Here is a 23,114-nt window from a genome sequence, read left to right on the forward strand (position 1 = left end):
CAAATAAAGATGCGGCGATTCTGCGCGCCTGTCAACGGATTTGTCATGAAGCCGTCAGCGCCTTGGCGGCGGATAGCCGAGCCGCAGGAAGTCCCGGCGATAGAGGGCGAAGATGCGCGCCGCCTGCGCCGGGCCGGGCCGCTTCGTGCGGCCGAGGCGGCGGCGGAACCGTCCCTCCGCCCCCGGCAGGTCGCGCCCGAGCCGGGCGAGAAGCGCGCCCGGTCCCTCCTCCGCCCGCCCGAAATGGGAAAGGGGCGCAGCCTCCGCCGCCGCGGCGAGGAGCGCGGTTTGCGGCGCGAAGGCGGGCGCCGGCGCGGCGGCGGAGAGCGCCTCCTCCGCGAGGTCGAGGAAGGCGTCGAACGCCGCATCCTCCTCCGGACCATCCTCGCCGAACCGCCGCGCCAGCGCCGCCTGCGCCTCCGGCAGCGCGCGCCCCGCCCGCATCTCCGCGAACAGGGCGGAGAGCCGGGCGGCGGGATGCCGCGCGAAGGCGAAGAGGAGCCCGCCCCGCCGCAGCCGTCGCTCCACCATCGCCGCGCTCGCCGGCGCCGCCGGCGGCGCCGGCGCATGGCCCTCCGCCGCCTCGATCTCCGCTGCGAGCCCGCGCACGGAGGCCTCCCCCGCGCCCGGCATGACGCACCAGACGAGGTCGAGCGCCCGGCTCGCCTCCATCAGCGCGAAGCCGCCCTCCGCCGGCGCCGGCGGGCGCGAAGGGGCCGCGCCCTCCGGCAGGTCCTCCGGATTCTCCACCTTGTCCGAGACGGGCCCCGGATTCTGCCGCAGGATCGCCGGCGCCCGCGTCACCGCCGCGCCCGTCGCCCCGGCATGCCGCGCCGCGCCGTCAAGCGCGGCCGGGTCCGTCAGGTCGGCATAGTCGAGTTCGAGCCACGGCGCCCCCGCCGCCCGCATCGCCGCGCGGAGCCCGTCGTAATGCGCCGCCCGCCGCGCGGCGAAGGCGGCGTAGGCCGCCGGGTCAAACCGCACCTTGGCGCGTTTCCGGTCCTCCTCCCGCCCGAGCATCCATTGCCCCGTCTCCTCCGCGATGAGGAGGGAGAGATGCGCCTCCAGCGGGTCGCGGGTCAGGAGGATTCGCGCCGCCGCCGGGTCCGCCGCCGCGCGGGCGATCATCCTCGCATCGTGCCCGTCGAAAAGCCGGAAGCCCGGTGTGCGCCCCGGATGCGCCGCGATCACCGCGTCGAGAAAGGCCTCCGGCGCCCGGCTCCGCGCCGCGATGTCGAAGCCCCAGCCGAAGCGATGGCCGGGCGCCCCGATGAAGCCGGGGTTGAACAGCTCCCCGAGCCCGACGAGCCCCGGATAGCGCGAGAGCGAAGTCTCCAGCAGGTTCGAGCCCGTCCGCATCGCGCCGAAGATCACGAAATAGCGCGGCCGGCTCATGCCCTGAGCCCCTCCGCCGCCCGGAGGATCAGCGCCGCCGCCGCCGCCTCGTCATCGGCCAGAAGCGCGCGCGGCGCGATCTCCAGCGCCGCGCCGCCGCGCCGGATCTCCGCGAGGAAGGCCCGCTCGCCCGCCGCCGCCTCTTCGCGCCGCCCGCCCCGGAACCAGAGCACATGCGCGCCGGGGTCCGCGGCGACCATCGCGCCGATCGCCGCCCGGTCCTCCAGCGGCAGGCAGAAGGCCATGACCGCGCCCGAAGCCGCCGCGCCGCGCGCGAGATTGATGAGGAACTGCTCCGGCCAGAGGTCCCGCGCCGCGCGGGAGGCGGGAACGCCCCCCGCCGCCACCGGAGCCCCGCTTGCGAATTCGGGCCCCTCCGGCCCGAAGAGCCGCGCGTGGCAGATCAGCCCCGCCCCCGTAAGCCGCGCCGAAAGCCGCGCCGCCATGTCAGCCTCCACCCCGCCGATGGCGAGATAGGGCGCGGGCGAGCCGGGCGTCTCCCACCAGGCCCGCGCCTTCAGCCGGGCCGGGGAGATCAGCGCCTCCCGCCCCCTTGTCCGGCTCTCCCGCGCCGCGCGGAACGCCGCCTCCGGCGCCCGCCCCTCGAACCCGGCGCGCGCCGCCGCCCCGCCCGCGCGGGCGAGGAGCCGGGCGCGCAATCCCTCCGCCGCGCCATGAACCTTCCGCACGAAGAAATGGTCCGCCCCGTCCAGCAGCGCCGCATGATCGTCATGGAAGACGTAAGGAACCCCCGCCTCATCGAACCGCGCCAGCGTCAGCGAAAGCGGCGAGACGCGCCGCGCATGCCGCAGCGCGAGGCTCTGGAAGAAGCTCTCGTCCGGTATCCACGCGCTCCGGAAGAACCGCTCCAGCGCCGGCAGAGCAGGGTCCGCCATGATCCGCTCCAGCGTCCCGCGCGAGAGCGTCCACCATTGCGAACCGATGGCCAATTCGAGCGCGGTGGGAACGCGCCGCTTCACGCCGAGCCGGCGCTGAACCTCCACCGAAGCGTCGAAGAGCCGCTTCCGCCGCCGCCAGGGAAACGGATGGAAGAGCGTGAACCGCTCCCGCTCCAGCCCCTCCGCCGCCCGCTCCGCCCCGCCGACTTGCCGCGCCTCCAGATGGTCCGTCTCCGGCGCGGCGGCGAGGAAGGCGTCCAGCTCCGCCAGCGGCCGGAGCGGCAGGCATGCGCCGCTCACGAGCTGCACATGGCTGAACGGGGCCCCCGAGGCGAGGAGCGCCCGCGCGCCTTCGAGCACGGGCGCGACAAGCCCGAACGTCCCCCATTCCGCCCGGCGCCGCTCCAGCAGCCGGACCCCCGCCCCCGCCGCCTCGACGAACCCCTCCGCGCCCCCCGCCCGCACGTCGAGATGCGCCAGCACCGGCCGCCCCCCCGCCGAAAGCGCCCGCGCCAGCCGCCCGGCGAGCGGCAGCGCCTCATGCGCCAGGAGGATGAACGCCGCCCCGCTCAGAGCCAGCCCCCCCGCGCCATGAGCCCGAGCCGCTCCAGTTGCCGCCAGTCCTCGTAGGCGACCGAATCCGCCGTCATCAGGCTCTCGTCCGCCGCCGCCGCATAGGCGCGATATTCCCGGCTCCCGCCGAAATGCTGCCGCCGCGCCAGCTCCTCCTCCGCCTTCGCCTTTAGCCCCGCGATGAACTTCGCATGAAGCAGAACCCCGGTCAGCCGCTCCCCCTCCCCCTCGTCATAGGTGAGGTTCAGCCCCCGCGGCAGCAGCGCATGGGTGGAGGAGACATAGGCGAAGCCCCGCTCCCACCGCACCAGCGGGATCTTGTTGAGCGCGGGCGCCCGCCCCGGATCGTCGGCGAAGAAGGCGCGGAGCCGCGGCCCGCCCTGGATCCACAGGTTCCGATAGCGCTCGTCCCGCCGGAAGAAATAGCTCGCCGCGTCGAAATAGGGCGCCGCCGCCACCGGGTCCGCCCCCGACGCGCATTGCGTCTCCAGCCCCGGACCGGCCCCGTAGAGATCGAGCAAGAGCGCGCCGAAGGCCCGGCGCCGGTGCGCGGAAAGATGATCGGTCAGCGCCCGGAGCCCCCGCGCGTCGCAATGCGGATAGACGAGGAACTCGTCCGGGTCGAGCGTCAGCAGCCAGTGCCCTACGGCATGCAAGCGCGCGAGCCGGTTCACCCAGTGCATCCCGAAATTCGCCCGCCGGTAGCTCGCCTCCGTCCGCCAGAGCGAAACGTCCTCCGCCCCTTCTAGGAGCGCGGGGCCCCCGTCCGTCGAGCCGTTGTCCACAATCAGGAAATGATCGACCCCGAGCCGCCGGTGATGGTCGAGCCAGAAGGCGAGCCGCGGTCCCTCGTTCCGGATCACCGCGGCGCAGAGGATCGCTCCCGGCCGGATCGCCCGCGTCCGGTCCCGCACCGCCCGAAGGTCGCACCCGCGCAGCGCGGCGGAAAGGAGCCGCCGCTTCCGCTCATAGCGTCTTGAATACGCAGACAGAAGCCTCATCCGCCCTCCGCAGCGCGAGCATCGCAGAGCGGGCGCGGCTTTACCAGAGCGGGAACAGGTCGAGAGGCGAGGCCGGCCCCGGCCGGAGCGACGCGCGAAGGGCCGCGGCCTTCCTCGGGAGGACGCCTCGCAACAGATTGTCCCCGCGGTTTATGGCGCCACGAACTCTGACGGCTGCACATCTTGGAACGTCGCGATGCGGCCTCCCGGGGGGAGGGAGGCCGCGGCCCGGGCTGGTCGCCCGGGCCGACGCGCATGGGTAAGCGCCGCGCCTCCGCCCGGCCGGGCCACCCTAAAGCGCCGCCTCCGCCGCCCGGAAATGCGCCTCCCATGTCGGCGCCGCGAAGGCCGGGCGCGGCGGCGGGGCGGCGATGGCGGCGCGGATCGCCGCCTCCCAGGCCGCCGCATCCTCCGCCGGCAGATAGACAGCCGCCGCCCCGCCCGTCTCCCGCAGCGCCGGCAGGTCGGAGGCGAAGGCCGGAACGCCCGTCGCCAGCGCCTCCGCCAGCGGCAGGCCATAGCCCTCCGCCAGCGAGGGAAAGAGCAGCGCCCGCGCCCCGGAGAGGAGCCGCCCCGCCGCCTCGTCGTCGAGCGCCCCGTGCTCGATCACGCCCGCTTGCCGCGCGTCGAGCCGGGCGAAGACCGCCTCGTTCATCCAGCCCCGCCGCCCGACGATGTGGAGCGCCGGCGCCCCCGGCCCGAGCCGCGCCCAGATGTCGAGCAGCATCGCATGATTCTTCCGCGGCTCGATCGTGCCGAGAACGACAAAGCCGCCATGACCCGCCCCCTCCCGCCGCCGCGCCGTCACGCCGAGCGGCGCGACCGTGATCGGCGGGGGCGCCGCCAGCCGGCTCCGCAGCCGCGCCGCCGTATCCGCCGAATTGACGAGGATCGCATCCGCCGCCGCCGCCGCCGCGAGCCGCGCCCGCATCCGCTCCGCCCCGCCAGGCCGCGCGAGGTCGGGCCGCTCCAGCGGGATGAGATCGTGGATCATCACGACCGCCCGCGCCGCCCCCGCCGCCCGCGCCGCCGCCACATGCCCCGGCGTGAGGTCCGAATGGCCGAGATTGAGCCAGGTCGACCCCTCCGGAAACCGCGCCGCCCCCCGCCGGAACGCGGCGTAAAGCCGGGCGGGCAACGCCGGCGCCCGGGAAAGGCGTGCGCGAAGGTCGGGCGCAGGCGCCGGGCCGGCGCCGTCGATCGCGGGCAGAAGCGCGCGCATCGCCTCCGCGTCGAGCGCGCGGCCCCGGCGGGAGAAGGCGGCGGGGCCGAACCGCCCGGCGAGCGCCGCCTCGATCCAGGCGCGCTCCACCCGGTCGATCCCCGTCGCCGGCCCGGCGCCGGCGCGGGAAAGCGTGCGCGCCACGTCGATGACGACCCCGCTCACGCCCCGCCGAAGCCCCGCCCCCGCCAGCGCCAGGCGTCCTCGATCATCTCCCGCAATCCCCGTTCCGGCCGCCAGCCCAGCATCGCCTCCGCCAGCGCGGAGCCCGAGACGAGGCGCGGCGGATCCCCCGGCCGCCGCGGGCCGACGCGCCAGGGCGCGGGCCGCCCCGTCGCCGCCTCCGCCGCCCCGATCACCTCCCGCACCGAATAGCCGCGCCCGGTGCCGAGGTTGAGCACCGCGCCCCCGTCCCCCGCCATCAGCCGCCGGAGCCCCGCGACATGCGCCCCGGCGAGGTCCATCACATGGAGATAGTCGCGGATGCAGGAGCCGTCCGGCGTCGGGTAATCGTCCCCGTTCATCACGATCTCGGGCCGGTCGCCCGCAATCGCGTCGAGGATGAGGGGGACGAGATGCGTCTCCGGCACATGCCGCTCCCCGATCTCGGCCTCCGGGTCCGCCCCCGCGACGTTGAAATAGCGGAAAACGAAAGCCTCCAGCCCGTGCCGCGCATAATCCGCGATCATCCGCTCCACGGCGAGCTTCGACTGGCCATAGGGGTTGATCGGCGCCTGGCCGCTCTCCTCCGTCAGCGGCGCGTCGGAGGCGCCATAGGTCGCGCAGGTGGAGGAGAAGACGAGCCTGAGGCAGCCCGCCTCCCGCATCGCGTCGAGCAGGTTGAGCGAGCCCGCGACGTTGTTGCGCCAGTAGAGCTCGGGCCGCTCCACGCTCTCCCCCACATTGGAGAGGGCGGCGAAATGCATCACCGCCGCGGGCCGCGCCTCGGCGAAGGCGGCGGCGAGCGCCGCGCGGTCCAGCAGGTCGCCCTCGATCAGCGGGCCGAAGCGGCAGGCCTCGCGCCAGCCGGTCCTGAGATTGTCGAAGACGACCGGCCGCCAGCCCGCCGCCGCCAGCAGCTTGCAGGCATGGCTGCCGATATAGCCGGCGCCGCCCGTCACCAGAACCGTCTCGCCCATCGTTACCCCTTCGACGGCGATCCTACGCCTCGGCTCCGGCCGCTTCCAGCGCCGCAAGCGCCGCAGCCTCCGCGCCCGCCCGAAGCGGCTCCGCGACATAGCCGGCGAAGACGCCGCGGAGCGGCGCCGGTCGCAGGAGGCCGACCCGCCAGGCCGCGCCCTGCGGGCGGATCACCGCGTCGAACTGCCGGCGGGGCGAGACGCGCCCGATCTCCCGCGCGGCGCGCGCGGCGCGGCCGAGCGGCGGGGCCGGCGCGTCGAAGGACTCGCGCCCGAGCGCTCCGCCCGCATGGGTCCAGATCGCGCCGTCGAAGGCGACGGAAAGCCGCCCGAACGGCGCCGTGAAGTCGACCAGAGTCACCTCCGCCCCCGCGGCGGCGAGCCGGCGGGCCGCGCCGAGCGCGCGGCGGCGCGAGAGGCGCCCGGCGAGGACGGCGTAGCGCGGCCTGACGGGCGGGTCGGGCTCGATGAACGGCCCGTCCGCCGGCCTGCAGGGCGGCGCCGCGCGGCGCGGCGCGCGCGGCCAGGGCCGGCCCTCCGTCGCCGCGGCCCGCGCCTCCCCGTCCGCCAGCCCCGCCTCCATCCGCTCGAGGATGCGCGCGGCGTGGCGGCGGGAGAGGCGGCCGAGCTGCACATATTTCTTCAGCCGCTCCGCCTGCTCCTCCCGGAACCGCGCGAGATGCCGGTCGAACCAGGCCGGGTCCCCGTGCATCCGCCCGAAATAGACATGGCTCGCCGCGATCTCGAAGAGGTCGCGCGGCGCCCGGTTCGCGAAGCGCTCGGGGGAAGCGGAATAGGCGTGGTGCACCTCCGCCGCCGGAACCAGCACGGTGCGCCATCCGGCGGCGGCGAGCCGGAGGCAGAGGTCGCTCTCGTCGAGGAAATAGCGATAATTCTCGTCGAAGCCGCCCGCCGCCTCCAGCGCCTCGCGGCGAAAGGCGCTGTTGCAGCCGAGCGTGGAGACGAAGGTCTCCGCTCCGTCCGCCCCGTGGTCCGAGCGGGCGAGGTCCCCGTCACCGAGCGGGCGGTGCGCGCCATACCGGTCCACCAGCGCCCCCCGCCACTGGAAGGCGACGCCGTTCCGCCCGCGCACGAACCCGCCCGCCGCGCCCACATCCGGCGCCGCGAAGGCGGGCAGCAGCCGCTCCAGCCAGTCCGGCTCCGGCGCCGCGTCGTCGTCGATGAAGGCGACGATCCGGCCCCGCGCATGGGCGAGGCCGTAATTGCGGCTCATGGAGATGTTCTCGGGCCCGCAGCTGATATAGGCGAGCCGCCGCGCCAGCGCCGCCGGCGCGCCATGCGCCTCGGCGGAGCCGAGCGCGCCGACGACGATCAGCTCGAAATCCCGGAACCGCTGCTGCGCCAGCGCCCGGAGCGCGAGGGCGAATTCGCGCGGCCTGTCCCGCGTCAGCACGATGACGGAAACCTCCGGCGCCCCGCTCAAGCGAGCCCGCGCGCCGCCAGCGCCGCTTCGAGGCGCGGCGCGTCCGAAGGGTTGTTCAGCTCCCAGAACACGGCGCCCCGCGCCTCGACCTCGACGCAGAGGATCTCCGCCCCGTTTTCGAGGAACCGCAACTGCTCCAGCCCCTCCCGCCGCTCCAGCGGCCCTTCCGGCCAGCCGGTATAGGCGCGGAGCCCGGCCGGGCGATAGGCGTAGGCCCCGACATGATGCCAGACCTCGGGCGCCTCCCCCTCCCAGCCGCCGGGCGTGTAGGGCAGCACCTCCTTGGAGAAATAGAGAGCCCGCCGGTCCGGCCGCATCACCGCCGTCGTGCCGCCGACCCGCCCCGCCGCCCTGTCCGCCTGAAAGCCGCGCAAAGCCTCCGCGTCGCAGCGGAGCACCGGCGTCGCCATCAGCGTCTCCGCCGGCGCCGCCTTCATCGCCGCGACCAGCGCCTCGATGAACCAGGGGGGCGTCAGCGGCGCGTCGCCCTGAAGGTTGACGATCACATCCCCCTCCGCCGCGCCCGCAGCCGCCTCGGCGACCCGCTCCGTCCCGTTCCGCGCTGAGGAGGAGGTCATCGCCACCGCCGCGCCGAAGCCCCGCGCATGCTCCGCGATCCGCTCGTCATCCGTCGCGACGAAGACCTCGTCCACGCCGGAAACGGCCATCGCCGCCTCCCATGACCGCCGGACGAGGCTCTTCTCCTCCCCGCCGGCGCCGCGCAGCGGCACGAGCGGCTTGCCCGGATAGCGGGAGGAGGCGTAGCGCGCGGGGATGTAGAGGCGAACCGCCATCAGAGCAGCTCCACCCCCGGCGCATAGGCGATGAAATGCGGGTTGTCGTCCCCCGCCTTGCCATAGGTCAGGGCCTTGCCCGGATCGGCGGCGAGGACGACGCGGCCCCCCGCCGCGGCGAGCACGGCATGGCCCGCCGCCGTGTCCCACTCCATCGTCCGCCCGAGCCGCGGATAGAGATCCGCCTCCCCCGTCGCGACAAGGCAGAACTTGAGCGAGGAGCCCGCGGGCCGGAAGGCCGCGACCCTGTAGCGCGAAATCCACTCGTCCGTCGCCGCGTCGCGATGCGAGGCGGAGGCGACGACGCGCAGCGCCGCATTGTCCGGGCGGGCGACGGAAAGCGCCCGCCGCGCCCCCGGCTCCGGCCCGAACGCGCCCGTCTCCTCCACCGCCCCGCCCGTCTCCAGCGTCTGGAAGAGCCGTCCCTTCGCCGGGGCGAAGACGACGCCGGCCACCGGCGCGCCCCCCTCGATCAGCGCGATGTTCACCGTGAAATCGCCGCCCCGCTTCACGAATTCCCGCGTCCCGTCGAGCGGGTCGACGAGGATGAACTGCTCCGCCCGCGCCCCGCCATGCGTCGCCGCCCGCTCCTCCGTCACCAGCTGGATGTCGGGGAAGGCCGCCATGAGCCCCTCATGGATCACCCGGTCCGCGGCGAGGTCCGCCCGCGTCACCGGGCTCTCGTCCGCCTTGCTCTCGACGCCGAGATCGCCCCCCTCGTAGATCCGCATGATCTCGGCCCCCGCTTCGAGGGCGAGGCGGCGGAAGACGGCGTCCATGCTTTCGGCCATGACGGCTCCTTTCTTCATTCGGGCGCGTTATATCGGGATTGCGGCCATGTTAAAGCGGAGATGGAACGGGGCGCAGGCGCGGAAGAATGGCTCAGAGACCTTACCAGAACCCGCAGGCCACGCTCTTCAACGGGCTTCTCAACTACGGCTTCCTGATCTGGGCGCTGACGGTGCGGGGCCTTCGCGAGGCGGCGGGCGGGGCCGCGATGGGCTTCCTGAAGGGCGTGCTCATGGCGCTCGCCTTCTGCCTCATCTTCTACTTCGTCGTCACCTTCTTCGGCCTCGGGCGGCTGACGGTGCGCGGCGACCTCATGGTCTTCATCCTGATCGGCGCGGGCTTCTTCTTCGCCATGAAGTTCACCATGGCCGCCGCGATGCAGGCCATGCGGTCGAGCTGGAAGATGGCCGCGCACCCGCATCTCTCCCCCGTCCTCTTCGTCTACGCCGACTGCCTCGGCGTGCTCTACAACTGGACGCTGGCGATCGTGCTCATCTTCATCGGCAACGGCCTCGTGACGGGGGAGATGGCGCTGGAGAAGCCGCTGATGTTCTTCCCGATCTGGATCATCACCTGGCTGACGGGGATGGGCCTCGGCATGGTCCTCGGCTTCCTCCTCACCTATTTCTCCTGGGCGATCCTCTTCAAGCGCATCCTCTTCAAGCTGATGTTCTTCACCTCCGGCAAGTTCACCAACGCGAACCTGATCCCGGGGGAGATGCTGCCGATATTCCTCTGGAACCCGCTCTTCCACCTGATCGACCAGATGCGGGACGCGGCCTTTATCAACTACACCGCGCAGAAGACGAACATGGTCTACCCGACGATCTTCTGCATCGTCCTCCTCCTCGCCGGGCACATGCTCCACGATTACATGCTGCGGCGGCGGAACGTGATGTCGGATTAAGCCGCGCTCCCCCCCGCAACCCTTGGCCCGGGCGACCAGCCCGCGCCGTTCCCGCCCCGTCACGCGAGGGCGGAGGGCCGCGCCTTCATCCGCTCATGCCATTCCGCCAGCGCCTCGCAGCCCTCCGGCGCCCCCCGCCGCAGCACCCGCATGAAGTCGAGCGCGACCCAGGCCGTGATGTCCGCGATGCTGAACCGCTCCCCCGCGACGAAGGCGCTCTCCCGCAGCCGCGCGTCGAGCCCCTTCAGCGCCTCCTCCATCCGCGGGATGCAGGCCCGCCCCCATTCCGGAACCTGCTCATGCTCCAGCGCCTGCATGGCCGGGATCGTGTGGCGCGCGACGAAGGCGACGTTCAGGAGCACGGAAAACTCCATCCGCCGCTGCCACATCTCGATCACCGCCGCCTCCTTCGCATCCCGCCCCATCAGGTTCGGCTCCGGATGCAGCGCCTCGACATAGCGGCAGATCGCGACCGTCTCGGTCAGGAACGTCCCGTCCGAAAGCTCCGCCACCGGCACATGATGCGTCCCCGCCTTCGCCCGATGCCCGTCGCGGAAATGCTCGCCCCCCATGATGTCGACCTCGACGCGCTCCACCTCCACGCCCTTTTCCGCGAGGAAGATGGAGACGCGCCGCGGGTTCGGCGCCCGGCGCGATTCATAGAGGCGGAGGAGCGAGGGCAGGCTCATCACGCCCTCCGCGCCATGATCGTGGCGAGCCCCATCGCCATCAGCGCCGCGCCCCCGCCCCGGTTCATCCAGCGCATGACGGCGGGGCGGCGGATGCGCTCCCGCAGCGTCCCCGCCGCCAGCGCGTATATCAGCGCGTTGAGCGCGCCGAGCAGCGTGAACGTCGCCACCATGGCCAGCATCTGCGGCGCCGCCGGCGCATCGTGGGAGACGAATTGCGGCAGGAACGCGATGAAGAAGACGATGCTCTTCGGGTTCGTCGCCGTCACCGCGAAGGCGTGGAGGCACATGGCCGGCCCCGACTTCCCCGTCCGCTTCGCATCGAGCGCCCCGCCCTCAACCGGCGCGCGGAGGAGCTTCCACCCGAGCCAGAGCAGATAGAGCCCGCCCGCGATCTTGAGCATCGTGAAAAGCGTGGCCGAAGCCATCAGCACCGCCCCGAGCCCCAGAACCGCCAGGCTGATCGCCAGCAGATCGCCCAGAAACACCCCGAGCGTCATCCACAGCGCCACCCGCCGCCCCGCGCCGAGCGCATAGGCCGTGACGAGCAGGATCGTCGGCCCGGGTATGGCGAGCAGGATCGCGGAGGCGGCGGCGAAGGCGAGCCAGAGGTCGAGCGGCATGGGCGGGGCTCCGGTTGGACGGGAACAGGAAGCGCCGGAGGGCGGGGCGGGTCAAGGGCGGTTCCGCTAGTTGGGGGGCGAGGTTCGGGGTGCGATGCGGCGAAGGTCGGCGTTGGGCGGAAAGCGGTCGTTCGCTGCGATAATGAGAAGCAGCGCTGTCTAAAAAAGAGCGGACATAGCTCCACGGCGTTCACTGCCGCTACCGGACAGATGTTGCTTGGACGATTGCGATCCAATAGGCTTTGGCTGTGCGTTGCCTTCAATGCCCTTAGCTGGTCAAGTTTGGATTGGAGATCGCTTTGCCTTCGGATACGCCGCTTCGAATAGAGTTGATCACATGGGGTAACGCCCCAGAAAAATTGGACATTTCCGAACTCGAAAAGGACATCAGGTTCTACCTTGAAGACGCCACAGCGGGCAAAGAGCCGCCACCGGAGATAGAAGAGTACCGGAAAGGAGCCCCAGAAGGCACAATGGGTGCCGACTTATTGATCGGCTGGGCGATTAATGTACTCTCGGACCCCGCAATGTACCCATACTACATTGCGGCTTTCTATCGGTTAAACCAGGCCCTCATTTCTAGGGGCTTAAAACCTCGTGATAACCCCACGGATGAACCAGACAAAGACACTCCGGCCGTCATCATAAAGCGGGAGGGTAAGAGGATTTCGCTACCGCTTTCTGTCAGTGTCCTGAAGAAAGTCGTCGAAGAGTTCTTCGAGAATGGCTAGGCGTGCATTGATTGTGGGCCAATGGCCCATCGGCGGCGTTCTCGGTCCAAAGTCTCAAACGGTACAAGCGCTCCTAAGACGGTGGGATACGGCGACGAGTGCCGGCGGAGTTTTCCCCTGCCTCGGCGTCGACGGCACTGCGGAGGGGGACCGCACTTTTGAAAACATAAGCTGGGTGGAGTTCGTCCAACTTATTGAAGACGCGCCGCATAGACGGAACGACGAGGAATTTCTGTTCTTTTATTTCTTCGGTCACGCACTGCCTGGAAAGGTTGGGGAGGCCAATCTCGAATTCAAAGGCCGGGCGGAGAAGAGCGCGAGCTACCGCAGCAGCGCAGAGGTCATCCGCGAGATCGAGCGCCTCGAGTTTGAGCGCGTAATAGTCGTAATTGACTCGTGTCACGCCGGCCGAACTCGGCCTGCTTTCGCCGATCCTACGGTATCGCACTTCTTCTGTTCGTCTACAGGCACGCGGTACACGCAAAATGCGGAGTTCACAGAGACATTTCTCACTGAGCTCGAGAGGCCGATACGGCGCAACGACTTCAGGATCGACTTTGACGAGGGTGGGATCACGATCGGAAAGCTCGTCGGGCGCTGCAAAGTGCAGCTCAGAAGACGGGGGGTGCAGGACACTGACCTCCCTAGGACTAGTGGCGATCTTACAAACACAGTAGTACGGCAAGTCTCGGGAACAGTCTCTTCACAGTTCAATCCGCTCGCAGCAACGAGTTCAGTTTACGGCAGGACCCACTCGTTGATCGAGTTCATTTCCGAGAACGACCTCAGGGAGGAACAGCTATTCGCTAGATTGGGAAATTTGCAAGGTTTTAGGATCAGAAAAGGGCGCGGCGAGGGAGCCGAGGACGAATTCGTAGGAAGAGAACGAATAACCGAGTACCTCAATTTCCTAGAAGCCCTCGGCTGGATCACGCGCAGTGCCGGCCGCTTGAGTTGCAGTGAACGCGGCCGGGAAGCAGCCGAAAAGGAGATGTTCAACGACTGCCTTCTGAAAGACATTGAGCGATCTCTATTGGCACCGGAGATAACGCTGCAACGGCTCAAGGCATGTGTGCTTGAGCTCACTTCAAATTCGATTTCGGCATCACCCAGCAACATCAGAGAATACCTGGAGGAGAATGGCACGATACTCGAGCTCTCCACAAACTTGAGGATTGCTTTGAACTTACTCCGGTCCTCGGGACTGTTCCTAAGTGGCGGCGCTGACGCGCTCTATCCCTCGCCACTACAACTTGAAGTAGCTTAGCGCAACACCAACGTCTTGTTTGACGGACCGCACCGCGGCGCAACTTGCGTTGGGCCAATGTCGGTATAGGGCCGGACCCAGCCGCATGGCTATCCTGCATCATCCATGAAAAATCATATATCAGCCGTGGGAGTGCGCGACCTCCCTGCAGAACATCGCATCGCCCACCATTGCCCCAAGGCCGAAGATCGCCCCATCCCTCCCACTACGACGACCGCCCCCACCCACCTCCCCAACCCCCAAAAATTTCGAAATTTTCTATTCCCAAGCAAATTCAACCCCTTGACCTCGATGTCCATGGAAATCCCCCCGAAACCGCCCTCCCGGACCCCCGTTTCCGCCCCCTTTCCCCCCGCCGCGCCGCCTCCTCTCCCCCGATGGTCCCCCTCGCCGCCCTCTCCTTCCTCGGCTCCGGCCTCCAGCGCCCGGAATGCGCGCTCGCCCACTCCTCCGGCCTCCTCTTCGCGCCGGACTGGGCGGGGAACGGCGGAATCGCCGTCATCGCCCCCTCGGGGCGGGTGACGAAGATCGAAGCCCGCTGGCCCGAGCCCCTCCGCCCCAACGGAATCGCGCTGGAGCCGGGCGGGGCCTTCCTCCTCGCCCATCTCGGGGCGGAGCGGGGCGGGCTCTTCCGGATGGACTGCGAGGGGAACGTGGAGCCCGTCCTCACCGAACTCGAAGGCCGCCCCCTCCCCCCCTCCAACTTCCCGCTGCTGGACTTGGAGGGGCGGATCTGGCTCACCATCTCTACCACCCTCATCCCCCGCGCCGCCGACTACCGGAAGGGCGCGAAGACCGGCTTCATCGTCCTCATCGAGCGGGGCCGCGCCCGCATCGTCGCCGATGGCCTCGGCTACGCCAACGAATGCGCAGTGACGGAGGGCGGCGCCCTCCTCGTCAACGAAACCTTCGCCCGCCGCACCGCCGCCTTCGACCTCGCGAAGGGCGGCCTGACGAACCGCCGCACAATCGCCGCCTACGGGCCGGGAACCTACCCCGACGGCCTCGCGCTGGATGCGGAGGGCGGCTTCGCCATCACCTCCATCGTCTCCAACCGCGTCATCCGCGTCGCCCCCTCCGGCGAACAGGAGACATGGCTGGAGGATGCCGACCCCGAACACGTCGCCTGGGCGGAAGCCGCGTGGGAGGCTGACGCGCTCGGCCGCCCCCATCTCGACAAGGCGGCGGGAAGGCTCCTCCGCAACGTCTCCAACCTCGCCTTCGCGGGGGAGGGGCTGGACAAGGCCGTGCTCGGCTGTCTCCTTGGCGACCGGCTGGCGACGTTCGAAAGCCCGGTTCCGGGCCTCGCGCCGGCGCATTGGCGCGCGGAGCTCGGCCCGCTCGCGCGCTTCCTGGGAGGGGAAGGGACATGAGAAACGACTTCGAGATCGGCGTCTTCGCCGGGGACGGGATCGGCCACGAGGTGACGCCGGCCGCCGAGGCGGTGCTGGAGGCGGCTTCCGCGAAGGCCGGCTTCGCCCTCCGCTGGACCCCGCTCCGCTGCGGCGCCGACTGCTGGAAGGACACTGGCCACGAGATCGAGCCCGAGGACCTGAAGCGCGCCGGCAAGGTCGACGCGATCTTCCTCGCCGCCGCCGGCGACCCGGCCGTGCGCCAGGCCGACGGGCGGGAGATCATGCCCCAGGTCACGATGCGCTTCCATTTCGGCCTCTACGCCGGCGTCCGCCCGGTCCGCCCCATTCCGGGCGTGAAGCGGGTTCTGGCCGACCCGGCGACGGCGAACATGGATTACGTCATCATCCGCGAAAGCACGGAGGGCCTCTTCGCCCCCTCCGAGAAAGGCACGCTCTCCGCCGAAGAGGCGCGGGAGACGCTGCTCATCACCCGCCAGACCTCCGAAAAGCTCTTCGACTTCGCCTTCCGCCTCGCCGAGAGCCGCAAGGCGCAGGGGCGCCCCGGCAAGGTCACCTGCGTCGACAAGGCGAACGTCTTCGCCGCCTTCTGGTTCTTCCGGGAGATCTTCAAGGAACGGGCGAAAGCCTTCCCCCACATCGCCGCCGACGCCGCCTATGTCGACGCCTTCGCCATGACGATGGCGCAGAAGCCCCTCTCCATCGACGTCGCGGTGACGGAGAACATGTTCGGCGACATCCTCTCCGATCTCGGCGCCGCGCTGATGGGCGGCATGGGCTACGCCCCCTCGGCGGATGTCGGGGACGAGCACGCGGTCTTCCAGCCCTGCCACGGCACCGCGCCGGACATTGCGGGCATGGGCCTCGCCAACCCCACCGCGATGATGCTCTCGGGCGCGATGATGCTCGAATGGCTGGCGGAGACGAAGGGCGCGCCGGAGGCTGCGAAGGCCGCAGCCCTCGTCCGCCGCGCGGTGGACGCCGCCTTCGCCCCCGGCGCGCTCGTCACCTGCGAACTAGGCGGCAAGGCGGGAACGGAGGCGGTGAAGGCCGCAGTTCTGGCGGAGCTCGCCCGGCTCGACGCATGAGGGTCGCCCTCGTCGGCGCCGGCTTCTTCGGGCGGCTCCACGCGGAGGCCTGGAGCCGCGCCGAGGGGGCGGAGCTCGTGGCTATCCTCGACCAAGACCCGGGCAAGGCGGAGGGCCTCGGCGCCCCCGTCTTTTCCGACCTCAAAACGATGATGCGTGAGGCGCGGCCCGACATCGTCGATATCGCCGCGCCCCCCGCCGCCCATTTCGCGCTGATCCGCGCCCTCGCCCCGCTCTGCCCCCGGCTGATCTGCCAGAAACCCTTTTGCACGTCTCTCGAAGAGGCGGAGGCGGCGCTGGCGCTCGTGGAGGCGGTGGGCGGCCGGCTCATCATCCATGAGAACATCCGCAACCAGCCCTGGTATTCGGAGGCCGGCCGCCTCGTCGCCGCAGGCGCGCTCGGCGCCCCCTTCGCCGCCAGCTTCAGGCTTCGCCCGGGAGACGGGCGCGGGCCGGACGCCTATCTCTCTCGCCAGCCCTATTTCCAGCGGATGCCGCGCTTCCTCGTCCATGAGACGGCAGTTCACTGGATCGACCTTTTCCGCGCCCTCTTCGGGGAGCCGGCGGGAGTATACGCAGACCTTCGCCGCCTCAACCCGGCCATCGCCGGGGAGGACGCCGGCTTCCTCCTCCTCGACTGGCTGGACGGCCGCCGCGCCCTCTTCGACGGCAACCGCCTGATGGACCACGCCGCGACCAACCAGCGCCGCACGATGGGCGAAATGCTGATCGAAGGCGATAGGGCAGCGCTCCGGATCGACGGAGAAGGCCGCATCTTCCTCCGCGATTTCAGGAGCGTGGAGGAGCGGGAGCACGCCTTCCCCTGGGAAGATCGCGGCTTCGGCGGCGACTGTGTTTATATTTCATGCATAAAATATCTTGACAGCCTCCAGTCCGGCGCCCCATGCGGAACAGAGGCGGCAACATGGCTCGGCAATCTCCGGATCGAGGAGGCGGCCTATCGGAGCGCGGCGGAAGGGCGGAGGATCGCGCTATGAGCGAAGCGTCGGATATCGAGGCTCTCGACGCGGAAGACCCGCTGGCGAGCCGCCGCGCGGAATTCCTGATCCCCGCAGGCGTGATCTATCTCGACGGGAATTCGCTCGGCCCCCTCACCGCGCGGGCGCGGGATCGCATTGCGCGCGCCGTGACGGATGAATGGGGCGCGATGCTCATCCGCGGCTGGAACGAGGCCGGCTGGTTCCACGCGCCGCAGCGTGTTGGGGACAGGATCGGGCGGCTCATCGGCGCGCCCGCCGGTTCCGTCACGGTGGCGGACAACACCTCCACCAATGTCTTCAAGTGCCTCTCCGCGGCGCTCGCCATGCGGGCGAGCCGGAAGGTGATCCTATCGGACAGCGGCAACTTTCCGACCGACCTCTACATCGCCTCCGGCCTCGCGGACGGCCTCGCGCAGGGGCACGAGCTCCGCATCGTGGCGCCCGAGGCGGTCGAGGCGGCGATCGATGACAGCGTGGCTGTCATGATGCTGACCGAGGTCGATTATCGCACCGGCCGGCGGCACGACATGAAGCGGCTGACGGAGAAGGCGCACGAGGCGGGCGCGCTTGCGATGTGGGACCTAGCGCATTCCGCCGGCGCCTTCGAGGTGGATCTTGCCGGCGCGGGCGCGGATTTCGCAGTCGGCTGCGGCTACAAGTATCTGAACGGCGGGCCGGGGGCGCCGGCTTTCCTCTATGTCCGTCCCGAGCTTCAGGAGCATGTGCGCCCGCTGATCGCAGGCTGGATGGGCCACGCCGCGCCCTTCGCCTTCGATCTCGACTACAAGCCGCTCGAAGGCGTCGGGCGGATGCGGGTCGGGACGCCGCCGGTCCTCTCGCTCGCCGGGCTCGACGCCGCGCTCGATCTCTTCGACGGGGTGGAGATGGCGGCGATCCGGGCGAAATCCGTCTCCCTTTGCGAGACCTTCATCCGGGAGGTGGAGCGGCTCTGCGCCGGGCATGGGCTCCGCCTCGTCTCCCCGCGCGATCCTGGCATTCGCGGCTCCCAGGTCTCCTTCGCCCATCCGGAAGGCTATGCGGTGATGCAGGCGCTGATCGCCCGCGGGGTGATCGGGGATTTCCGGGCGCCGGACGTGATGCGCTTCGGCTTTGCGCCGCTCTACCTTTCGCATCGGGATGTCGCGGCGGCGGCGGCCGTGCTGGCGGAGATACTGGAGACGGGCTCATGGGACAGGCCGGAATTCCGGGCGCGGGCGGCGGTGACGTGAGCCACGAGGCGGAGAAGGAAGGGGCGCGCATGTCCTTCGCCGGGGCGATGGCCTATGGCGACTATCTGCGCCTCGATCCGGTGCTGACGGCGCAGGCCCCGCTCTCCCGCGCGCATGACGAGATGCTGTTCATCATCCAGCATCAGACCTCGGAACTCTGGATGAAGCTGGCGCTGCACGAGATGGAGGCGGTGCGGCGGGCGATCATCGGCGGGGACATGCCGACGGCGCTGAAGATGATGGCCCGCGTCTCCCGCATAATGCAGCACTTGAACGACGCGTGGGACATTCTCAGGACCATGACGCCGAGCGAGTATACGCGGTTCAGGGACGATCTCGGGCAATCCTCCGGCTTCCAGTCCTGGCAATACCGGGCCATCGAGTTCATCGCCGGCAACAAGTCCGCCGCCATGCTGAAGCCGCACGCCCACCGGCCGGAGATCGCCGCCGATCTCGAACGGCGGCTCGCCGAGCCCTCGCTCTATGACGAGGCGATCCGCCTCCTCGCGCGGGAAGGGTTCGAGATCGCCCCCGCCGCGCTGGAGCGGGACTTCCGGGAGCCATACCGGGCGGACGAGAGTGTGGCGGCGGCCTGGGCGGCGGTCTATCGCGCGCCGGAGACGCATTGGGCGCTCTACGACCTTGCCGAGAAGCTGGTGGATTTCGAGGACTGGTTCCGCCGCTGGCGCTTCAACCACGTCACCACGGTGGAGCGGGTGATCGGCTTCAAGCGGGGGACGGGCGGCACCTCGGGCGTCGCCTATCTGAGGCGGATGCTGGAGGTCACGCTCTTCCCCGAACTCTGGTCGGTGCGGACGGCGCTCTGACCCGTGCACACAGTGTGCAAGGGGGTTATGATATTGATTTCATTTGATAATCAGAAATAGCGCGAAAAATCGCGTGCGCCGATCCTCGGGGCCCCGGCTCAGGGCCGGGGCAAGGCGATGTCGGCTCGGTTCAGAACGTCCGGTCGTAGTCCCCGACCTCTTCCTGCCGCCTCACCAAACTGTCGAGATCGGCGAGGATCGCGCGGAGCCGCGCCTCGCTTCCCATGCTTTCGCATACGATGACGAGGTTGGGCGTGTTGGAGGAGGCGCGGACGAGCGCCCAGTCCCCGCCTTCCAGCATCGCGCGCGCGCCGTCCACCGTCACGATCCGTTCGATCCGCCGACCGCCGAGGGCGCCGCCCGCCGCGGCCATCGCCTGAAGGTCAGCCACGATCCGCGCGAGAACCGCGCGCTTCTCCCCGTCCGGGCACGGGGGGGAGAGCGTGGGCGTCGCCCATGTGCGGGGCAGCGTCGCGGCGAGGGCGGAGAGGCTCATGCCCTCATGCCGGTCGAGCATGCGGAGGATTTCGACCGCCGCACTTAGCCCGCAATCATAGCCGCGGCCGAGCGGCGGGTCGAGGAAGAGATGGCCGGAGCGTTCGAATGCGGCGAGCGCGCCCGTCTCCACCATGCGGGCCTTCATGTGGCTGTGGCCGGTCTTCCAAAACTCGACGGCGGCGCCGGCGGCGAGAAGCTCCGGGTCCGAGGCGAAGAGGCCGGTCGATTTTACGTCCGCAAGGAAGCGGGCGCCGGGATGGGCCTTCGCCCAGTCCCGCGCGAGAAGAACGCCGATTCTGTCCGCGAAGATCGCATGGCCCGTCTCGTCCACCACGCCGCAGCGGTCCCCGTCCCCGTCGAAGCCGAGGGCGAGGTCGGCGCCCGCCTCGCGCACCGCGCGGCCCATGTCGCGCAGCATCTCCGGCGCTTCCGGGTCCGGATTATAGGCGGGGAATGCGTAGTCCGGCGTCGCATGGAGGGGGATGACCTCGGCCCCGAGCCGGGCGAGGAGGTCGGGCGCGAAGGCCCCCGCCGCGCCGTTCCCCGTGGCGCAGACAATGCGGAGCCGCCGTTTCAGCGGCCCGCGCGCGGCGAGGTCGTCGAGCCAGACGGCCCCGACGCCATGCTCGCGCACAACCCGCCCGCCGGGGCGCTCCATTCCCCCGCCGGAAAGCACGATCTCCCGCAACCGCACCATCTCCTCCGGCCCGTGCGTCAGCGGCGCGCGGAGGCCCATCTTCACACCGGTCCAGCCGTTCGGGTTGTGCGAGGCGGTGACCATGGCGACGGGGCCGACGCCGAGATGCGCCCGCGCGAAATAGGCGAGCGGCGTGACGGCGGGCCCGATATCCCGCACCGTCGCGCCGCCGCGCACGAGGCCGAGGATCAGCGCCGTTTTCACCGCCGCCGAGTACTCGCGATAATCGCAGCCGACGACGATATCCGGCCCCGCCCCCGCCTCGAACATCTGCGTCGCGAGGCCGAGGCCCAGCGCCTCGACCCCCGGCAGGTTGATCTGCTCCGGATAGAGCCAGCGCGCGTCATAGTCGCGGAAGCCCGCGGGCGCGATCATCGGGTCGCGGAGGAAGGCCCAGCTGTTGGGGACGACGGCGGCCAGCGGCTTCGGCTCACTTCCGCTCATAGGCGTCCTCATGTCGGATGATGTCGTCCTCGCCGAGATAGTCGCCCGTCCTCACCTCGATCAGGTACATGGGCAGCTTCCCGGGATTCTCCATCCGGTGCTTCGCGCCGAGCGGGATGTAGATCGATTCCGTCTCGCTCACGATCCGCTCCGCGCCGTCCACAATCACCTTCGCGGTTCCGGCGACGACGACCCAGTGCTCCGAGCGGTGAAGATGCGACTGGAGCGAGAGGACGCCGCCGGGCTTCACCATCACCCGCTTCACCTGGAAGCGCTCATCGAGGCAGAGCGTCTCGTACCAGCCCCAGGGGCGGTGAAAGCGGGGATAGTCCGTCGCCTGCGGCGCTCCCGCCGCCTTCAGCATCGCGACGAGGCCGCGCACCTCCTGCGCCCGGTCCTTCGCCGCGACGAGCACCGCATCCCGCATCGCGACGGCGACGACGCCCTCAAGCCCGAGGCCGACGAGCTGCATCGAGGGCTCCTCGGAGCGGAGCAGCGCATCCCGGCAGTCCACCGCGATCGCCGGGCCGGAGAGGGCGACCCCCGCCCCGTCCTTCGGCGCCGCCTCCCAGAGCGCGTCCCACGAGCCGAGATCGGACCATCCGGCTTCGAGCGGGACGGCGACGATCCCCTCCGCCTTCTCCATCACGGCGTAGTCGAAGGAGATCGCCTCCGCTCCGAGCCAGGCGGGGCCGAGCCGGAGGAAGCCGAGATCGCGCCCGGCGGCCGCGAGCGCGTCGCGGCAGGGCGCGAGCAGGCCGGGGGCGTGCGCCGCGAAGGCGGCGAGCGCGTCCCCCACCCGCATGAGGAATATCCCGGCGTTCCAGAGATGCCGGCCCGATTCCGCCATCGCGGCGGCGCGCGCGGCCTCCGGCTTCTCCACGAAGCGCGCGACGGCGGCGGCCTCGCCCGGCCGGGGCGGGCCATGGAGTTCGAGATAGCCGTATCCCGTCTCCGCCCGCGTCGGCCGGGCGCCGAAGGCGACGATCCGGCCCGCGCCCGCCGCGGCGGCGCCGAGGGCCAGAGCCGCGGCGAAGGCGGCTTCATCCGCGATCACATGATCCGAGGGCGCGACGAGCATCAGCGCCTCGGGCTCGTCCGCGAGGCGGAGCGCTGCGGCGAGAATCGCGGGGGCGGTGTTCCGCGGCGCGGGCTCGATCAGCACCTCGGCGTCCGCCAGGCCAAGCGCGGCGGCCTGCTCCGTCGCCAGAAACCGGAACTCCGCGGCGGTGAGGACGAGCGGCGCATGGAATTCCGGGCCGGAAAGGCGCCGAAGCGTCGCCTGATAAAGGCTTTCTTGACCGAGGAGCGGCGAGAACTGCTTCGGATAGGCCGCGCGGGAGGAAGGCCAGAGCCTTTCCCCCGCGCCGCCGCAGAGAATGACGGGATAGATGCGAGCCATGCGAGCCCCTGATCTGACGCCCCCGCCCCCCGCTACGGCGCCTGCATCGCTGCGGCAAGGCGAGGCGGCTTGACCGGCGGGAGCGTTGGAGCCGACAAGGTAGCGCGGAACGGAGGGCCGGCATGACCGAACGGCGGATTCTTGCAGTCGCCAGCGGCGGCGGGCACTGGCAGCAACTGATGTTGCTGCGCCCGGCCTTCGAGGGCGGCTCCGTCTTCTACGTCACCACGCTGAAGGGCCTGGCGGAGAGCCACGGGGCCGCGCCCGCCGGCTTCGCGCCCGATTGCAACCGCAACGAGCCGGTCGCCGTGGTGAAAACGGTCGCGGCGCTGCTCTGGCGCGTGCTCCGCTTCCGCCCGCATGTCGTCATCTCCACCGGCGCGCTTCCGGGCGTGATCGCGCTCGCCTGCGGGCGGCTGGTGGGCGCGCGGACGATCTGGGTCGATTCGGTCGCAAATGCGGAGGAGATGTCGATGTCGGGCCGGCTGGCGCGGCGCTTCGCCCATCTCTGGCTCAGCCAGTGGGAGCATGTGGCGAAGGCCGAGGGCGCGGATTACGCCGGCTCGGTGCTGTGAGGCGGCCATGATCTTCGTCACCGTCGGCACGCAACTCGCCTTCCCCCGCCTCATCGACGCGATGGACCGCATCGCCGCCGGGCTCGACGAGACGGTGGTCGCGCAGACCGGGCCGGGCGGCGGCGCATGGGCGCATCTCGACCATCGGCCGGGGATGCCCCCGGCGGAGTTCGCGGAGACATTCGCCGCGGCGCGGATCGTCGTCGCCCATGCGGGGATCGGGACGATCCTCTCGGCCCGCGGGGCGAGAAAGCCGCTCGTCATCATGCCGCGCCGCGCCGCGCTCGGCGAGCACCGGAACGACCACCAGATGGCCACGGCGCGGCAGGTCGCCTCAATGACGGGCGTGCATGTGGCGGAGGACGAGGCCGCCATCGCCGCGCTCGTCAGGGCGGAAGGGCTGGAGGCGGCGGAGGAGACGCCGGGGCCGGGGCGGGCGCGGCTCATCGCGCGGATAAGGGAATTCGTCGGATGAGCGTTGCGCGCGCGCGGCGGCTCCCCTACATG

Annotated in this window: 22 protein-coding genes; 10 read left to right on the forward strand and 12 right to left on the reverse strand. The window is 70.6% G+C overall.

The annotated features are described in order from the left end of the window. Nucleotides 1–54 precede the first annotated feature (54 nt). The 8 genes from ACE37J_RS10630 to cysQ all read right to left on the reverse strand — a co-directional run bounded on the left by ACE37J_RS10630 (nucleotide 55) and on the right by cysQ (nucleotide 9,258). Nucleotides 55–1,395, reverse strand: a complete 1,341-nt coding sequence (locus ACE37J_RS10630) for a hypothetical protein (protein WP_409711125.1) — start codon at nucleotides 1,393–1,395, stop codon at nucleotides 55–57. After that, nucleotides 1,392–2,981: a beta-1,6-N-acetylglucosaminyltransferase gene (locus ACE37J_RS10635; protein ID WP_409711248.1), complete on the reverse strand. Its 1,590-nt coding sequence runs from the start codon at nucleotides 2,979–2,981 to the stop codon at nucleotides 1,392–1,394. Before ACE37J_RS10635 ends, ACE37J_RS10630 begins: the two co-directional genes overlap by 4 nt. Continuing rightward, a complete protein-coding gene (locus ACE37J_RS10640) occupies nucleotides 2,864–3,868 on the reverse strand; it encodes a glycosyltransferase family 2 protein (protein ID WP_409711127.1) in 1,005 nt (334 codons plus the stop codon). The genes ACE37J_RS10635 and ACE37J_RS10640 overlap by 118 nt, the downstream gene beginning before the upstream one ends. Nucleotides 3,869–4,160: 292 nt before the next feature. Beyond that, nucleotides 4,161–5,255, reverse strand: coding sequence for a glycosyltransferase (locus ACE37J_RS10645; protein WP_409711129.1), 1,095 nt, complete (start codon nucleotides 5,253–5,255; stop codon nucleotides 4,161–4,163). Then, nucleotides 5,252–6,229 (reverse strand): UDP-glucose 4-epimerase GalE, encoded by a 978-nt coding sequence (gene galE / locus ACE37J_RS10650; RefSeq protein WP_409711131.1) that lies wholly within the window; start codon nucleotides 6,227–6,229, stop codon nucleotides 5,252–5,254. The genes ACE37J_RS10645 and galE overlap by 4 nt, the downstream gene beginning before the upstream one ends. Nucleotides 6,230–6,251: 22 nt before the next feature. Next, complete coding sequence (locus ACE37J_RS10655) at nucleotides 6,252–7,673, reverse strand: glycosyltransferase family 2 protein (RefSeq protein WP_409711133.1); 1,422 nt, start codon at nucleotides 7,671–7,673, stop codon at nucleotides 6,252–6,254. Further along, nucleotides 7,670–8,467: a 3-deoxy-manno-octulosonate cytidylyltransferase gene (locus ACE37J_RS10660; protein WP_409711135.1), complete on the reverse strand. Its 798-nt coding sequence runs from the start codon at nucleotides 8,465–8,467 to the stop codon at nucleotides 7,670–7,672. The genes ACE37J_RS10655 and ACE37J_RS10660 overlap by 4 nt, the downstream gene beginning before the upstream one ends. Beyond that, nucleotides 8,467–9,258, reverse strand: coding sequence for a 3'(2'),5'-bisphosphate nucleotidase CysQ (gene cysQ, locus ACE37J_RS10665; RefSeq protein WP_409711137.1), 792 nt, complete (start codon nucleotides 9,256–9,258; stop codon nucleotides 8,467–8,469). Before cysQ ends, ACE37J_RS10660 begins: the two co-directional genes overlap by 1 nt. An 86-nt stretch (nucleotides 9,259–9,344) precedes the next feature. Between cysQ and ACE37J_RS10670 the strand changes: the two genes are divergently transcribed. Then, entirely contained in the window at nucleotides 9,345–10,163 is an 819-nt protein-coding gene (locus ACE37J_RS10670; protein WP_409711139.1) for an ABC transporter permease, read from the forward strand. A 59-nt stretch (nucleotides 10,164–10,222) separates the two neighbouring features. On the opposite strand, the gene ACE37J_RS10675 is transcribed toward ACE37J_RS10670, so the two are convergent. Then, nucleotides 10,223–10,852 carry a glutathione S-transferase family protein gene (locus tag ACE37J_RS10675; RefSeq protein WP_409711141.1) on the reverse strand — a complete coding sequence of 210 codons (630 nt, stop codon included), beginning with the start codon at nucleotides 10,850–10,852 and terminating at the stop codon, nucleotides 10,223–10,225. Beyond that, nucleotides 10,852–11,475: a LysE family translocator gene (locus ACE37J_RS10680; protein ID WP_409711143.1), complete on the reverse strand. Its 624-nt coding sequence runs from the start codon at nucleotides 11,473–11,475 to the stop codon at nucleotides 10,852–10,854. Before ACE37J_RS10680 ends, ACE37J_RS10675 begins: the two co-directional genes overlap by 1 nt. 359 nt (nucleotides 11,476–11,834) lie before the next feature. On the opposite strand from ACE37J_RS10680, the gene ACE37J_RS10685 reads away from it, so the two are divergent. The 7 genes from ACE37J_RS10685 to kynA all read left to right on the forward strand — a co-directional run bounded on the left by ACE37J_RS10685 (nucleotide 11,835) and on the right by kynA (nucleotide 18,991). Further along, nucleotides 11,835–12,206, forward strand: a complete 372-nt coding sequence (locus ACE37J_RS10685) for a hypothetical protein (protein WP_409711145.1) — start codon at nucleotides 11,835–11,837, stop codon at nucleotides 12,204–12,206. Beyond that, entirely contained in the window at nucleotides 12,199–13,473 is a 1,275-nt protein-coding gene (locus ACE37J_RS10690) for a hypothetical protein (protein ID WP_409711147.1), read from the forward strand. The genes ACE37J_RS10685 and ACE37J_RS10690 overlap by 8 nt, the downstream gene beginning before the upstream one ends. A 377-nt stretch (nucleotides 13,474–13,850) precedes the next feature. After that, nucleotides 13,851–14,846 (forward strand): SMP-30/gluconolactonase/LRE family protein, encoded by a 996-nt coding sequence (locus tag ACE37J_RS10695; protein WP_409711149.1) that lies wholly within the window; start codon nucleotides 13,851–13,853, stop codon nucleotides 14,844–14,846. Then, a complete protein-coding gene (locus ACE37J_RS10700; protein WP_409711151.1) occupies nucleotides 14,843–15,934 on the forward strand; it encodes an isocitrate/isopropylmalate dehydrogenase family protein in 1,092 nt (363 codons plus the stop codon). The genes ACE37J_RS10695 and ACE37J_RS10700 overlap by 4 nt, the downstream gene beginning before the upstream one ends. Continuing rightward, the gene (locus ACE37J_RS10705; RefSeq protein WP_409711153.1) at nucleotides 15,931–16,932 is read left to right on the forward strand and encodes a Gfo/Idh/MocA family protein; all 1,002 of its coding nucleotides are present in this window, start codon (nucleotides 15,931–15,933) and stop codon (nucleotides 16,930–16,932) included. The genes ACE37J_RS10700 and ACE37J_RS10705 overlap by 4 nt, the downstream gene beginning before the upstream one ends. Next, the gene (gene kynU, locus ACE37J_RS10710) at nucleotides 16,929–18,164 is read left to right on the forward strand and encodes a kynureninase (protein WP_409711155.1); all 1,236 of its coding nucleotides are present in this window, start codon (nucleotides 16,929–16,931) and stop codon (nucleotides 18,162–18,164) included. The genes ACE37J_RS10705 and kynU overlap by 4 nt, the downstream gene beginning before the upstream one ends. After that, complete coding sequence (kynA, locus tag ACE37J_RS10715) at nucleotides 18,122–18,991, forward strand: tryptophan 2,3-dioxygenase (protein WP_409711157.1); 870 nt, start codon at nucleotides 18,122–18,124, stop codon at nucleotides 18,989–18,991. Before kynU ends, kynA begins: the two co-directional genes overlap by 43 nt. Nucleotides 18,992–19,121: 130 nt before the next feature. On the opposite strand, the gene ACE37J_RS10720 is transcribed toward kynA, so the two are convergent. Together ACE37J_RS10720 and ACE37J_RS10725 are read right to left on the reverse strand one after the other, a co-directional pair. Next, nucleotides 19,122–20,630, reverse strand: a complete 1,509-nt coding sequence (locus ACE37J_RS10720) for a phosphomannomutase/phosphoglucomutase (protein WP_409711159.1) — start codon at nucleotides 20,628–20,630, stop codon at nucleotides 19,122–19,124. Beyond that, a complete protein-coding gene (locus ACE37J_RS10725) occupies nucleotides 20,617–22,032 on the reverse strand; it encodes a mannose-1-phosphate guanylyltransferase/mannose-6-phosphate isomerase (RefSeq protein WP_409711161.1) in 1,416 nt (471 codons plus the stop codon). Before ACE37J_RS10725 ends, ACE37J_RS10720 begins: the two co-directional genes overlap by 14 nt. 122 nt (nucleotides 22,033–22,154) lie before the next feature. Between ACE37J_RS10725 and ACE37J_RS10730 the strand changes: the two genes are divergently transcribed. After that, a complete protein-coding gene (locus tag ACE37J_RS10730) occupies nucleotides 22,155–22,607 on the forward strand; it encodes a UDP-N-acetylglucosamine--LPS N-acetylglucosamine transferase (protein ID WP_409711163.1) in 453 nt (150 codons plus the stop codon). A 7-nt stretch (nucleotides 22,608–22,614) separates the two neighbouring features. Beyond that, nucleotides 22,615–23,082 carry a glycosyltransferase gene (locus ACE37J_RS10735; RefSeq protein ID WP_409711164.1) on the forward strand — a complete coding sequence of 156 codons (468 nt, stop codon included), beginning with the start codon at nucleotides 22,615–22,617 and terminating at the stop codon, nucleotides 23,080–23,082. The last annotated feature ends 32 nt before the right edge of the window (nucleotides 23,083–23,114 follow it).

The sequence above is a fragment of the Pikeienuella sp. genome (assembly GCF_046290545.1).
GTDB lineage: Bacteria > Pseudomonadota > Alphaproteobacteria > Rhodobacterales > Rhodobacteraceae > Pikeienuella.

What these genes read in the sequence shown, in the direction of transcription:
- ACE37J_RS10630 (WP_409711125.1), bottom strand. Translation starts at nt 1,395, where the DNA reads ATGAGCCGGCCGCGCTATTTCGTGATCTTCGGCGCGATGCGGACGGGC.
- ACE37J_RS10640 (WP_409711127.1), bottom strand. Translation starts at nt 3,868, where the DNA reads ATGAGGCTTCTGTCTGCGTATTCAAGACGCTATGAGCGGAAGCGGCGG.
- galE (WP_409711131.1), bottom strand. Translation starts at nt 6,229, where the DNA reads ATGGGCGAGACGGTTCTGGTGACGGGCGGCGCCGGCTATATCGGCAGC.
- ACE37J_RS10660 (WP_409711135.1), bottom strand. Translation starts at nt 8,467, where the DNA reads ATGGCGGTTCGCCTCTACATCCCCGCGCGCTACGCCTCCTCCCGCTAT.
- cysQ (WP_409711137.1), bottom strand. Translation starts at nt 9,258, where the DNA reads ATGGCCGAAAGCATGGACGCCGTCTTCCGCCGCCTCGCCCTCGAAGCG.
- ACE37J_RS10670 (WP_409711139.1), top strand. Translation starts at nt 9,345, where the DNA reads ATGGCTCAGAGACCTTACCAGAACCCGCAGGCCACGCTCTTCAACGGG.
- ACE37J_RS10675 (WP_409711141.1), bottom strand. Translation starts at nt 10,852, where the DNA reads ATGAGCCTGCCCTCGCTCCTCCGCCTCTATGAATCGCGCCGGGCGCCG.
- ACE37J_RS10680 (WP_409711143.1), bottom strand. Translation starts at nt 11,475, where the DNA reads ATGCCGCTCGACCTCTGGCTCGCCTTCGCCGCCGCCTCCGCGATCCTG.
- ACE37J_RS10690 (WP_409711147.1), top strand. Translation starts at nt 12,199, where the DNA reads ATGGCTAGGCGTGCATTGATTGTGGGCCAATGGCCCATCGGCGGCGTT.
- ACE37J_RS10695 (WP_409711149.1), top strand. Translation starts at nt 13,851, where the DNA reads ATGGTCCCCCTCGCCGCCCTCTCCTTCCTCGGCTCCGGCCTCCAGCGC.
- ACE37J_RS10700 (WP_409711151.1), top strand. Translation starts at nt 14,843, where the DNA reads ATGAGAAACGACTTCGAGATCGGCGTCTTCGCCGGGGACGGGATCGGC.
- ACE37J_RS10705 (WP_409711153.1), top strand. Translation starts at nt 15,931, where the DNA reads ATGAGGGTCGCCCTCGTCGGCGCCGGCTTCTTCGGGCGGCTCCACGCG.
- kynU (WP_409711155.1), top strand. Translation starts at nt 16,929, where the DNA reads ATGAGCGAAGCGTCGGATATCGAGGCTCTCGACGCGGAAGACCCGCTG.
- kynA (WP_409711157.1), top strand. Translation starts at nt 18,122, where the DNA reads ATGGGACAGGCCGGAATTCCGGGCGCGGGCGGCGGTGACGTGAGCCAC.
- ACE37J_RS10720 (WP_409711159.1), bottom strand. Translation starts at nt 20,630, where the DNA reads ATGAGCGGAAGTGAGCCGAAGCCGCTGGCCGCCGTCGTCCCCAACAGC.
- ACE37J_RS10725 (WP_409711161.1), bottom strand. Translation starts at nt 22,032, where the DNA reads ATGGCTCGCATCTATCCCGTCATTCTCTGCGGCGGCGCGGGGGAAAGG.
- ACE37J_RS10730 (WP_409711163.1), top strand. Translation starts at nt 22,155, where the DNA reads ATGACCGAACGGCGGATTCTTGCAGTCGCCAGCGGCGGCGGGCACTGG.
- ACE37J_RS10735 (WP_409711164.1), top strand. Translation starts at nt 22,615, where the DNA reads ATGATCTTCGTCACCGTCGGCACGCAACTCGCCTTCCCCCGCCTCATC.